A 12,244-nucleotide genomic window follows, 5' to 3' on the forward strand; every position below is an offset into this window, starting at 1 on the left:
TTATTTTTGGAGAAATTTCATATCAAAACAATGGAAAGAGCATATAATTCTATAAAACCGCGACAAAATAGAGAACTCTTTTTTATCTTTGAAAAAAAATAACACCACCCATGAAAAACATCATTTTAACCGATACCGAAATACGTCACAAAACCAAAAGAATCGCATACCAAATCTACGAAACTTTTAGTACAGAAAAGGAAGTGATTTTAGCCGGAATTGCTTCAAATGGTTATGTGTTTGCCCAAAAAATAGCTGAGGAACTTCGTCAAATTTCCGACCTTAAAGTAACGCTATGTGAAGTAAAAATTAACAAACAAGATCCAAAAGGGCCTGTAGTTACTTCAATTCCAAAAGAATCATATGAAAACAAAGGATTGGTATTAATTGACGATGTATTAAATTCGGGGACTACCTTAATTTATGGTGTAAAACATTTTTTAGAAGTTACCTTGAGTAAATTTAAAACGGCGGTTTTGGTCGATCGCAATCACAAGAAATACCCCGTAAAAGCCGATTTTAAAGGAATATCTCTTTCCACATCTTTACAGGAACACATTCAAGTAGTTTTTGATGAAAAAGAATCGTATGCCTATTTATCGTAAGGACTGATACAATTCGTCTGTCAATGCTTCAATCGTCTTTCCATCGATTGGCACCACATGCTTCATTTGGTGGTAATAGTAGGACCGATCAAACAAATGTTTATTGATAAAATCAGGCAATTCTAGTGGATCAATAGTGGCTAAAATGGGACGTTTTTCTCGATCAGCCATTAAGTTGCTACGCAATGTTTCTGCCGAGCCTTTTAAATAATAGGACGTGCAATTTGACTGGGCAATTACTTCATGATTGTCATAATAACAAGGTGTTCCTCCACCCAAACTGAGCACAAAAGATTCCTTGTTTTGCAATAGGTTTTGCAAAACGTTATGTTCCTTTTTTCTAAAATATAACTCCCCTTTTTTGGCAAATATTTCGTTGACCGAAAGTTGCTCCTCTTCCTCAATAACAGCGTCCAAATCAAAAAAAGCAATTCCTAATTTTGAAGCCAATAAGACACCTATCGATGACTTTCCACTGCCCATATATCCTGCCAAAACTACTTTCATCATATAAATAATCCCTTATATATTAAGGAGTTAATAAATTAATTTTAAAAAAAGACAAATTTATAATAAAAACCTATTGAAAAACGAATTTATGTTACTATATTTGCACCCGCATTCAAGAAAATAATGACTTGGTAGCTCAGCTGGTAGAGCACATCACTTTTAATGATGGGGTCCTGGGTTCGAATCCCAGCCAGGTCACTACAAAAACACATTTCTTGAACGCACCGACTTGGTAGCTCAGCTGGTAGAGCACATCACTTTTAATGATGGGGTCCTGGGTTCGAATCCCAGCCAGGTCACAAAAATTTCTTCAAGACGTTGCACCGCAACGTCTTTATTTTTTGGCCATGTGGAGAAACGGTAGACTCGCCATCTTGAGGGGGTGGTGCTCGTAAGGGCGTGAGGGTTCAAATCCCTCCATGGTCACTTAACTATTATTTTGCTGCGTTTTTTAAATAATTTGTATTGATTTTTCGCTCAACCCTTTTTTTTGTTTATTTTTTTACTACATTTGTTTAACAAAAAAAGCAAAACGATGAACAATGTAAAAAATGTGTTTAGCATCAAAGATTTGGAAAATCTATCTGGTATAAAAGCACATACGATACGTATTTGGGAAAAAAGATACAATGTTTTAGAGCCAATGCGCTCTGAAACCAATATTCGTTACTACGATATCAAAAACTTACAAAAGTTATTAAGTATCGTATTACTTCACAATTATGGCTATAAAATTTCTAAAATTTCAACTTTAAGCGCCGAAGAATTTAACAAGCTGGCAAACGATATTATTTCTGAAAAAAGTGCAAAAAATCATGCAATTAGCACCTTTAAAATTGCAATGATGAACTTTGACCAAACATTATTCTTCAACACTTATAATAAATTACTGAGTGAGAAAACCTTTAAAGATGTTTTTTATTCGGTGTTTATTCCGCTAATGCAAGAATTAGGCTATTTGTGGCAAACCGATACCATTTCACCGGCACACGAACACTTTATTACGTATCTGATCAAACAAAAATTATTAATCAATACCGAAAAAGTACAAACTTTAACCCCAACAAAACAAGAAAAGGTTTTTGTACTGTTTTTACCGTCCAATGAAATTCACGAATTGGGCATCATGTATCTGAATTATGAAATTCTTCTAAATGGTTATCAAACAATATATTTGGGAGAAAGCATTCCAATCGAGAGTTTACTAGACCTCAAGAATGCTTTTGAAAAAATAACCTTTGTGAGTTATTTTACGGTAGAACCCAACCAAGAAATAATTGCTGATTATATCGATGAAATACACGATAAATTAATTAAAAACACCGATAATGAAATGTTGATATTAGGAAGAATGACAGAACAAATATCTGATAAAAACAAATATAATAACATACACATTTACAATAGTATTGAAGAACTTAGTTCCACATACTTATAATTCAACTAGCAACAACATCAAACTATTTTAAATAAACCCCCAGTAAAGTGCAAAAAAAAATAGCAATTATAGGATCCGGATTTTCTTCTTTAGCAGCAGCTTGCTATCTAGCAAAAGCGGGTAATACAGTAGTGGTCTATGAAAAAAATGAAACCATAGGCGGAAGAGCCCGACAACTTAAAAAAGAAGGATTCACCTTTGATATAGGCCCAACTTGGTATTGGATGCCCGATGTATTCGAACGATTTTTTGCTGATTTCAACAAAAAACCATCTGACTATTATGAATTAATCAAATTGAGTCCGGCCTATCAAGTATACTTTGACCAACTTGATTTTGTTACCATTGCCGATAATTTGCCCGAAATTGTTACCACCTTTGAATCCATAGAAAAAGGAAGTGGTAAAAAATTAGAACAATTCATGTCTGAAGCACAAAGCAATTATAACATTGCCATTAAAGATTTAGTATACCGCCCAGGAGAATCACCTTTGGAGTTAATTACACTTGAAACTGCAAAAAAAGTAAACCAATTTTTCAGCACCATTTCTAGAGACGTTCGGAAAAAATTCAAAAATACCAAACTCATTCAGATATTAGAATTTCCTGTTTTATTTCTTGGTGCAAAACCTAGTGACACACCATCCTTTTACAGTTTCATGAATTTTGCTGATTTTGGATTGGGCACTTGGCATCCAAAAAATGGAATGTACTCGGTAATTTTAGCCATGGAAGCTTTAGCAAAAGAATTAGGCGTAACCATCCACACCAATGCTACCATTGAAAAAATAAATATAGTAAACGGAAAAACTAACGGTTTATTGGTAAATAATGAAACTATTTTAGCTGATGTAGTAGTAAGTGGTGCCGATTATCACCACACAGAAACCCTACTCGATCCAAAATACCGCCAATACTCCGAAAAATATTGGAATGCCAAAACATTCGCACCATCTTCACTTTTATTTTATGTTGGTTTTGATAAAAAAATAAAAAATGTAGAACATCATTCACTCTTTTTTGATGTAGATTTTGATGTGCACGCACAAGCCATATATGACAATCCAAAATGGCCAGAAGAACCATTGTTTTATGCAAGTTTCCCTTCTAAAACCGACGAAAATTCGGCACCTGCAGGAAAAGAAGCCGGTATCTTTTTAATCCCAATTGCACCCGGATTAGAAGACACTCCTGCTCTAAGAGAGCGTTACTTTGAAAAAATAATTAACCGTTTTGAACTGCTAACCAATCAAAATGTAAAAAATAATATTATCTTTAAAGAATCATTTTGTGTAAATGATTTTGTTAATGATTACAATTCGTATAAAGGGAATGCGTACGGTATGGCTAACACACTGTTGCAAACTGCTTTTTTAAGACCTAAATTGAGAAGTAAAAAAGTAAACAATTTATTTTTTACTGGCCAATTAACTGTTCCGGGACCAGGTGTTCCTCCCGCATTAATTTCAGGAAAATTAGTTTCCGATTTAATAGAAAAGTATCAATAGTATGAAGTCGATTTTTGATCATGTTTCCTTTGATTGTAGTGTAAAAGTTACGAAGGCGTATAGCACTTCTTTTTCCACCGCTGTTAAAATGTTAGCCCCTACCATCCGTCAGGATATTTATAATATTTATGGTTTTGTGCGCTTTGCTGATGAAATTGTAGACACCTTTCACGAGTATGATAAAGAAGTTCTATTTTCGCAATTTGAAAACGATTTGGCGTTAGCGCTTTCGCAAAAAATCAGTTTGAATCCAATATTAAATTCGTTCCAACACACGGTTCACAAGTACAATATTCCTAACGAGTTGATTGCTGCTTTCATGAAAAGCATGAAGTTAGATTTGGTCAAAACAAAATATACAACCGTTGAAGAATACAACGAATATATTTATGGTTCAGCCGATGTAGTAGGCTTAATGTGTTTAAAAGTATTTGTAAATGGCGATGTTGCAAAATATGAAGCCTTAAAAAACAGTGCAATGCGATTGGGTTCTGCTTTTCAAAAAGTGAATTTTTTGAGAGATTTAAAAGCCGATTTTGAAGATTTGAGTCGGACTTATTTTCCAAATACCGACTTGTCTTGTTTGGACGAAGCATCAAAACAGCAAATCATTGCCGAAATTCAAGCCGATTTTGACGCAGGTTTTGAAGGCATTCAAAAATTACCAATTGAAGCAAAATTTGGAGTTTACACCGCCTACATCTATTATAAAAAATTATTGAGTAAACTTAACAAAACACCATCTCTGGAAATTAAAAACACACGAATTCGTGTTCCCGATCATCAAAAAGTAGGGCTTTTAGCCAAATGTTACTTAAATTATAAATTGAACATTATTTAAAAAGAATCAAATTATGTGGTTACAAATTTTAATTTTTTTCACAACCTTTTTTATTATGGAATTCATGGCATGGTTTAGTCATAAATACATCATGCACGGTTTTTTGTGGGTATTACATGCCGATCACCACAAAAAAGATCATGATTCTTGGTTTGAACGAAATGATGCTTTTTTTATTTTTTATGCGGTTGTAAGTATTGGTTGTTTTCTGCTATGGAAATACGATATTTTCATCTACGGAATAGCAATTGGTCTTGGAATTTTAGCCTATGGAATAGCGTATTTTTTCGTACACGATATTTTTATTCACCAACGCTTTAAATTCTTCAGAAATGCAGATAACCGTTATGCAAGAGCCGTAAGAAGAGCTCATAAAATGCATCACAAGCACATTGGAAAAGAACATGGTGAATGTTTTGGAATGCTGATTGTTCCCTTAAAATATTATAAAAAATAAAAAAAATCCCGCTAGCGGGATTTTTTTTATTTTCTCATTATGTTTTGTATTGGTTTGAGCTGTTCCAATTGTAAATCTGACTTTTTGAGCAATTGCAGCATATTCAATACATGGGTTGGATTCATGTCGTTGCCTAACACGCGAACTACCGCAAAACCTTTTTCTTTTTTGCTGGCCAAAACTACAAATTCATCGATATGGGCTTCATCGCCTACAAAATAAACAGCAGCTCCATCAGAACCAGAACCAACTTTCATTAACTCTTTGTAACTATCTTCTTTTAATAATGTTTTTACTTCCTTGATTTCTTTATCAAATTTTTCTGTATGGGCTGAATCTGTTTTATAGGCCAAAATATTCATTTTGTCAAATGCTGCTAAAGCGGCCTTTTCATCTGGGGTTAATTTTATATTTTCCGTATTGATTACACTTGGCGCAAGATCCACCGAAACAAAATCATCCGATTCTGTGTTTTTTACATAATACTTTTGTAACGTTGGTTTATTTTCACAATTGATTAGAAAAAACAAACCAAACAGTATGAATATCGATTTATACATACTTACTTTTTTGAAGCTTTTTTCAATTCATCACCACCAGGTAACCTCATTTTTTCAGTCAACATTGAAATTTCGTCCAAACTAAAATTACCTGTTAAAGATAAAACTATGGTGTCGGCATCTTTCAAATTTGCACCTTCAATTAACATTAATAGTTCTTTAACTATATTTTCATTAGCTCCTGGTTTAGTGTAAATTCTTACATTTCTATTGTTATTGGTAACACGCATTAATTCATCTAAAGGGTTGGATTTTAGATATGTATTTACGGTAGCTTTCATATCAATACCTACTTTTGCACTTGCCGTAGTAAATACTTTTAAATCATCTAATTTTTTTAGTAAATTAAAATATTGTTGTACTTCTTTGTCTTTTGAATCAGCTTTAACTTTACTCATCATCTGAAACATCGTTTTGTTTACTATGTACGATTGAACCGATGGATTATCTTCATATTTATCAAACACACCTTGTGCAAATGAAAGAGTTGATCCTAACAAAAATGCTATAACTACTACTGTTTTTTTCATGATTTATTTTTAAAATGTTAATTTTTGTAAGCTTTCATACCAACTACATTTTCCATGCCAATATTAAATTGTTTCGTAAAAACTTTAACGTTCTACTACACCACTACTTATTTTAATCCAATTAATTCCTTTTTTTTAAAGAACTGGGCACTAGTTAAAATTATATCTAATATGTGAAATTTTAAGTTTATCTGCAGACAAAAGACCTATAATTAAGTCGAATATAACTCAAATTTGTTACAATTAAAGAAAAAGGTTTTGATATTTCACAACCAAAACCTTCTTTTATCTAGTAATTCAGTACTGCTTAAAATAAAAAGGTGACTCCTAATTTATAATTTCTACCGCGCGTATTATAACCCAAAACTTCCTGAAACGATTCGTTCATCACATTAGTTATCGCCGTAAAAACTTGAAGCCTTTTAGGTAATAACTCATACGAAAAAGTGGTATTCAGAAGTTGGTAAGCCGATAAATTTGTAGTTTGTTTAGCCCAAACATTAGCATCATAATAAGTGTCTATTCGCTGATCAACAAATTGATACTGCCCCGCTAAATTGCCTCTCTTGAAATTGTAATTTACTTCTAAATTAGCCTTGTTCTTAGGAATTAAACGGTTGAGTATTTTATCCACTTGAGTTAAGGTATAATTACCTGTAAAAGTGATTTGTTTGGACAAATGATAACGGATAGTAGTTTCTAATCCCTTTGCAGTATTTCTTCCGATATTTGTAACATAATAGGATTCAAAAGTAGCTGCATCATAGAAAAATCCAATCGTATTTTCTTCAGCTCTATAAAAACCAACAGTATTAATAGTCAACTTCTTATCCAATAATTGCGATTCAAAACCAAATTCAGCTGTAGCATTTTCTTCAGGAGTTAAAGCAATATTACCATAAGGTCCGTACAATTGATATAAACTTGGCGTAATATAAGCCGTACTATATGATGCAATGACTTTCAATGGTAAATTTGCAAAAACATAACTTGGATTGATATTATACACTACCTGATTACCGTATTCACTGTGGGTATTCAAACGAGCTCCTAGATTGAGATTTAAACCAAGTTCAGAATTAAAAACTAGGGTAGCATAGGGATCAATCAGATTAAATTTTGCTTGATCATTTGACACTATTGCATAAGGATCTTTTTGGATCATGTCGAAATATTGATATTGGGTTCCTAAAACAATAAATAAAGAAGATGTAAAAGAGTACTTGTTGAAAGCATCCATTGAAACGGTACGTCCTGTATAATTATAGTTATCAATTGTATTGGCCCAAGTGTTTGTCATTTGCACCTTTCTACCAATAGTTGAAGCTCCCGCATTGATTGCAAATTCACCATTCTTGTAGGTATATTTTGGCAAAAAACCAATTCTGACTTGCTCTGAAAGATTTGCATTGTTCACATCGTCTGAATTTGCAACAACCCCATCAAATGAATTATCAAAAGTATTTTTAATACGATCATACGTTCCAAAAACTTCAAAACTAAAGTTTTCATTGGGTTTAAAACCAAATTTTTGCATCACATTAACCCTTGAAAATGAATCTTCCTCGAAGTTATCTCCAGCTGCTTCTGACATTCCTTTAGTATCATTGCTATTTAATGATGTCATATAAGATACTTTATGTCCCGATCCGTTCAATTTAAAACCTTGGTTTATATCTTGTGCTTTAGTTCTTGAAGTAGCTACAGTATTTTGAGTGCCTAATGTGGTATAAGCGCTTCCATTAAATGTAGTTTTTGGCGATTTTTTTAACGTAATATTAATAACACCTGTAGCAGCTCCAGATCCATAAAGCGTACTCGAGGCTCCTTTCATGACCTCGATCTTCTCAATTTGATCGATTGAAATGAGTCGCAAATCGTATTCCAAATTAATGCCTGAAGCATCCGTGAGAGGAATTCCATCAATATAAATAGCCGTTTGTCTATTGCGTCCACCACGAATATAATACCCTAAATTTTTACCTCCAAACGATTGATTACCATTTATTTCAACTCCTGCTACTTGATGTAATACATTAGCTAAACTTTGTCCTTTTTTTTGATCTAATTCTTTTGCAGTAATAACTTCAATAACTTTTCCCGATTTTTCCCTACTCTGTGCAAATTTGGTGTCCGAAACCACTACTTCTTGAAGGTTTTTTACTGATAAGGTATCTGATTCTTGTGCGTACGAAAAAGCAGTAGCAAGTGCAAATACACTTAAGCCCATAAACTTTTTGTTCATTTTAAATTGATAAATAATTTAATAAATTGGGGAGAAAAGCACAGAATTACCCATACTCAAACTTTTTTTCCCGAAAGTTTGTTACTCAATGAATAAGGCAGGTCTCCTGGCTTGCGTCTTGTTATCAACCTTCTCATTCGCCAAGGCGAACAATGGTAATGTAGATAATAACAAGCTTTACAGCTTACAGTTGCGGGTACAGCTTAGGTTTTACACCTAATTCCCTTTTAATGTTGTTTTGAAAAAATCAGAAACAACAACCAAAATCCAATTACAAAATTAGTCAATTTCTAAGAAACAAGATTAAAAAATCTATTTCTTTTTATTCATTTTTCGCCACAACCAAATAAACCCAATCACAAAATGAGCTATTACAATAGTAGCAAAGGCATAAATAAACTCATAAGAATCTGTTCTCATTTTTTTTTATGGCAAATCTAATGGTTTTGTTACAAAAAGTTTTACAAAGAATTCCTTTTTAATCTTTTTATCACGAGGCAAATAAATAAAAAACTACTTTTGTAAAAAAGATTTTTCATGCGCTATAAATTTATCTTAATACTATTGTTTTTGGTTTTTATCCAATGCAAGAATACTGAAAACTCTGGAAGTACAACTACTTCAATAAAAAATAGCATACAGTATGCAGAAGGGTTTTCAATTGAAAAATACAATGGTTTTTCAATAGTTAAAGTATCTAATACATATCCTGGCGCTAAAAACAAACACACTTATATACTTCACAAAAGAGGCGTTTCCGTCCCGGATAGTTTAAAACAATACAACGCCATTGAAGTTCCCGTAAAAAAAATAATCACTACCTCAACTACGCACATTCCAGCCCTAGAAGCATTAGGTGTTGAAAACACATTGGTTGGTTTTCCTTCGACTCGATTTATATCATCTGTAAAAACAAGAGCCATAATTGATGCTGGAAAAGTTCGCGATTTAGGAAGTAATCAAGGCTTAAATACCGAAGTTATTTTAGATTTATGCCCCGATGTAATTGTAGGATTTAGCGTAGATGGAGATGTTAAAACGTATAAAAATTTAGAAAAAAGCGGTCAGAAAATCATTTATAACGGCGACTGGACCGAGAAAACACCCTTAGGCAAAGCCGAATGGATTAAATTTTTTGGTGCTTTGTATGATTTAGATGAAAAAGCAGACCAATTATTTACTTCCATTGAAAAAGAATACAATTCTGTTTTGACATTAGCAAAAAAAACAAAATCACAACCCACGATTTTTGCAGGAGCCATATATGAAGATCAATGGTTTTTACCACAAGGCGATAGTTGGGCCGCCTATTTTTTAAAAGAAGCTAATGGTAATTACTTATGGAAAGATACCAGAGGAACGGGAAGCTTAGCCTTATCTTTTGAGAGCGTCTTAGAAAAGGCTCAAAACGCCGATTTTTGGATTGGACCAGGGCAATTTACTTCAATTCAGGAAATTTTAGACAACAATCCGAATTATATTCATTTTAAAGCTGTTAAAAACAAAAATGCGTATTCTTTTAGTACTAAAAAAGGCAAAACAGGCGGCATTATTTATTACGAATTAGCGCAAAACCGACCTGATTTAGTTTTGAAAGATATTGTGAAAATATTACATCCTGAAGTACTACCAAATCATCAGCTGACTTTTTTTGAGAAGTTGAAGTAAAATGAAAATATAGTCACATCGCTTTATTTTTAAAATTTCTATGTGCCTATGTGATTAAAAAACCAAAAAACGTAATTTAGCAAAAAATTCATTTCATGCAATTTACCAAAAAACAAAACCTTCTTTTCACTCTTTTGATGCTTGCAGTGGTATTTTTGTTTTTGCTGAATATTAGTTTAGGCTCGGTGTCAATTCCATTGAAAGAAGTCGTTAACGGACTTTTATCGCAAAAAATGAATAAGGAAAGTTGGGAAATTATTCTTTGGAATTTTCGAATTCCCAAAGCGATTACCGCTATATTAGTTGGCATCGGACTCTCAATGAGTGGATTATTAATGCAAACTTTATTTCGAAACCCCTTAGCAGGACCCTATGTACTAGGTTTGAGTTCGGGTGCGAGCTTAGGTGTTGCTTTCATTATACTTGGTGCCGGATATTTACCACTATCGATTTCCTCCTTCTTTTTATCAAATTATGGTTTAGTATTGGCTTCAAGCTTAGGAAGTTTCTTAGTTTTACTAGCTGTTTTATTGGTTTCTCAACAACTAAAAGATACTATGGCAATATTAATCGTTGGATTGATGTTTGGTAGTTTTACCAGTGCTATTGTATCCGTATTGTCTTATTTTACGTCAGCTGAAAAATTACAAAAATTCACTTTTTGGTCTATGGGAAGTATTTCAAATTTATCCTGGCACGAGATTTCGCTATTGACCCTTTTTGTTATTGTTGGAATTAGCATTAGTTTCTTCGTAATCAAACCCTTAAACGCATTATTATTGGGTGAAAAATACGCACAAAGCATCGGAATCAACTATAAAAAAACCCGAATATTAATCATCATAGCCACAAGCATTTTAGCCGGTAGTATCACCGCTTTTGCCGGCCCCATTGCTTTTATAGGCTTAGCCGTTCCTCACATGGCAAAATTAGTATTTCAAACGAGTAATCATTTTGTATTGTTCTGGAGTACGCTTTTGCTTGGCGCAATAGTTATGCTTTGCTGCGACACTATTGCTCAAGTTCCCGGAAATGATATTACCTTACCAATAAACGCCATTACTTCTGTTATGGGAGCACCCGTAGTCATCTGGTTATTGGTCCGAAAGAAACGTTTTTAACCATGAGTCAGCAAAATTACACCATACAAACCCAAGCACTTTCCATTGGTTACAAAACCAAATCGGAAACCAAGGTTATTGCTCAAGACATTAATTTAGCTCTTTCAAAAGGAAAATTATTTGCATTGGTTGGAGAAAATGGTGTCGGAAAGTCAACTTTATTAAAAACACTAACCGGAATAATTCCGCCATTACAAGGTGAAATTACCCTACTCAACAAACCACTACACAGTTACAAACCGTTAGCTTTAGCAAAAGAATTAAGTATAGTATTGACTGATAAATTACCTCCGAGTAATTTAACCGTTTATGAAATTATTGCGCTTGGAAGACAACCTTACACCAATTGGCTGGGCACCTTAAGTTCCGAAGATCATGAAAAAATTGAAGCGGCTATTGCGTGTACTGAAATTGCACATTTAAAAGAAAAAAAGCACGATGAGATCAGTGATGGTCAGTTACAAATAGCATTAATTACCAGGTCTTTATCGCAAGATACTTCAATAATTGCTTTAGATGAGCCAACCACGCATTTGGATCTTGTTCACAAAGCTGCTTTGCTTAAATTATTACAAAAATTAGCGCATGAAACAGGCAAAACAATTGTCTATTCTACACACGATATCGACCTTGCCATTCAAATGGCGGACGAGATGATTGTCATTACCCCCCATGAAATCGTACAAGACCAACCGTGTAATTTAATACAAAGTGGGATATTCAATACGTTATTTGATTCGGAACATTTATCTTTTGATGCA

General features: G+C 33.4%; 12 protein-coding genes, 3 tRNA genes, 1 pseudogene and 1 riboswitch. Of the genes and pseudogenes, 12 read left to right on the top strand and 4 right to left on the bottom strand.

Features of this window, described 5'->3' with window-relative positions; translation table 11 throughout:
* Positions 1–102, top strand: a pseudogene (locus ACIQ6Z_RS07285) (SAM-dependent methyltransferase); the annotation flags it as partial.
* A gap of 8 nt (positions 103–110) precedes the next feature.
* Positions 111–605 (top strand): phosphoribosyltransferase family protein, encoded by a 495-nt coding sequence (locus ACIQ6Z_RS07290; RefSeq protein WP_396196977.1) that lies wholly within the window; start codon positions 111–113, stop codon positions 603–605.
* Here the strand turns inward: ACIQ6Z_RS07290 and ACIQ6Z_RS07295 are convergent.
* Positions 597–1,115, bottom strand: coding sequence for a shikimate kinase (locus tag ACIQ6Z_RS07295; protein ID WP_396196976.1), 519 nt, complete (start codon positions 1,113–1,115; stop codon positions 597–599). The two genes, ACIQ6Z_RS07290 and ACIQ6Z_RS07295, sit on opposite strands and share 9 nt — an antisense overlap.
* Positions 1,116–1,240: 125 nt before the next feature.
* Here ACIQ6Z_RS07295 and ACIQ6Z_RS07300 point away from each other — a divergent pair.
* The 7 genes from ACIQ6Z_RS07300 (at position 1,241) to ACIQ6Z_RS07330 (ending at position 5,359) form a co-directional block, all read left to right on the top strand.
* Positions 1,241–1,313: transfer RNA gene (locus tag ACIQ6Z_RS07300), tRNA-Lys, on the top strand.
* Positions 1,314–1,341: 28 nt separating this feature from the next.
* A tRNA-Lys gene (locus tag ACIQ6Z_RS07305) sits at positions 1,342–1,414 on the top strand.
* Between the two features lie 44 nt (positions 1,415–1,458).
* A tRNA-Leu gene (locus ACIQ6Z_RS07310) sits at positions 1,459–1,541 on the top strand.
* A 109-nt stretch (positions 1,542–1,650) separates the two neighbouring features.
* Positions 1,651–2,553: a MerR family transcriptional regulator gene (locus tag ACIQ6Z_RS07315; protein WP_396210256.1), complete on the top strand. Its 903-nt coding sequence runs from the start codon at positions 1,651–1,653 to the stop codon at positions 2,551–2,553.
* Between the two features lie 47 nt (positions 2,554–2,600).
* Positions 2,601–4,061, top strand: a complete 1,461-nt coding sequence (locus ACIQ6Z_RS07320) for a phytoene desaturase family protein (protein ID WP_396210257.1) — start codon at positions 2,601–2,603, stop codon at positions 4,059–4,061.
* Position 4,062: 1 nt separating this feature from the next.
* On the top strand, positions 4,063–4,902 hold the full coding sequence (locus ACIQ6Z_RS07325) for a phytoene/squalene synthase family protein (RefSeq protein ID WP_396210258.1): 840 nt from the start codon (positions 4,063–4,065) through the stop codon (positions 4,900–4,902).
* A gap of 13 nt (positions 4,903–4,915) precedes the next feature.
* Positions 4,916–5,359, top strand: a complete 444-nt coding sequence (locus tag ACIQ6Z_RS07330) for a beta-carotene hydroxylase (RefSeq protein ID WP_396210259.1) — start codon at positions 4,916–4,918, stop codon at positions 5,357–5,359.
* A 26-nt stretch (positions 5,360–5,385) separates the two neighbouring features.
* Here the strand turns inward: ACIQ6Z_RS07330 and ACIQ6Z_RS07335 are convergent, their stop codons facing one another.
* The 3 genes from ACIQ6Z_RS07335 to ACIQ6Z_RS07345 all read right to left on the bottom strand — a co-directional run bounded on the left by ACIQ6Z_RS07335 (position 5,386) and on the right by ACIQ6Z_RS07345 (position 8,694).
* Positions 5,386–5,919, bottom strand: a complete 534-nt coding sequence (locus ACIQ6Z_RS07335) for a DUF4252 domain-containing protein (RefSeq protein WP_396210260.1) — start codon at positions 5,917–5,919, stop codon at positions 5,386–5,388.
* 2 nt (positions 5,920–5,921) lie between these two features.
* Entirely contained in the window at positions 5,922–6,449 is a 528-nt protein-coding gene (locus ACIQ6Z_RS07340) for a DUF4252 domain-containing protein (RefSeq protein WP_396210261.1), read from the bottom strand.
* A 307-nt stretch (positions 6,450–6,756) separates the two neighbouring features.
* On the bottom strand, positions 6,757–8,694 hold the full coding sequence (locus ACIQ6Z_RS07345) for a TonB-dependent receptor plug domain-containing protein (protein ID WP_396210262.1): 1,938 nt from the start codon (positions 8,692–8,694) through the stop codon (positions 6,757–6,759).
* Between the two features lie 78 nt (positions 8,695–8,772).
* Positions 8,773–8,974: riboswitch (cobalamin riboswitch) on the bottom strand.
* 257 nt (positions 8,975–9,231) lie between these two features.
* On the opposite strand from ACIQ6Z_RS07345, the gene ACIQ6Z_RS07350 reads away from it, so the two are divergent.
* The 3 genes from ACIQ6Z_RS07350 to ACIQ6Z_RS07360 form a co-directional block, all read left to right on the top strand.
* Complete coding sequence (locus tag ACIQ6Z_RS07350; protein WP_396210263.1) at positions 9,232–10,362, top strand: ABC transporter substrate-binding protein; 1,131 nt, start codon at positions 9,232–9,234, stop codon at positions 10,360–10,362.
* A gap of 95 nt (positions 10,363–10,457) precedes the next feature.
* The gene (locus tag ACIQ6Z_RS07355; protein ID WP_396210264.1) at positions 10,458–11,483 is read left to right on the top strand and encodes a FecCD family ABC transporter permease; all 1,026 of its coding nucleotides are present in this window, start codon (positions 10,458–10,460) and stop codon (positions 11,481–11,483) included.
* A gap of 2 nt (positions 11,484–11,485) precedes the next feature.
* The coding region (locus ACIQ6Z_RS07360) for an ABC transporter ATP-binding protein (protein WP_396210265.1) at positions 11,486–12,244 on the top strand (759 nt) is incomplete at its 3' end.

The organism is Flavobacterium sp., from assembly GCF_044376915.1.
Classification (GTDB): Bacteria; Bacteroidota; Bacteroidia; order Flavobacteriales; family Flavobacteriaceae; genus Flavobacterium.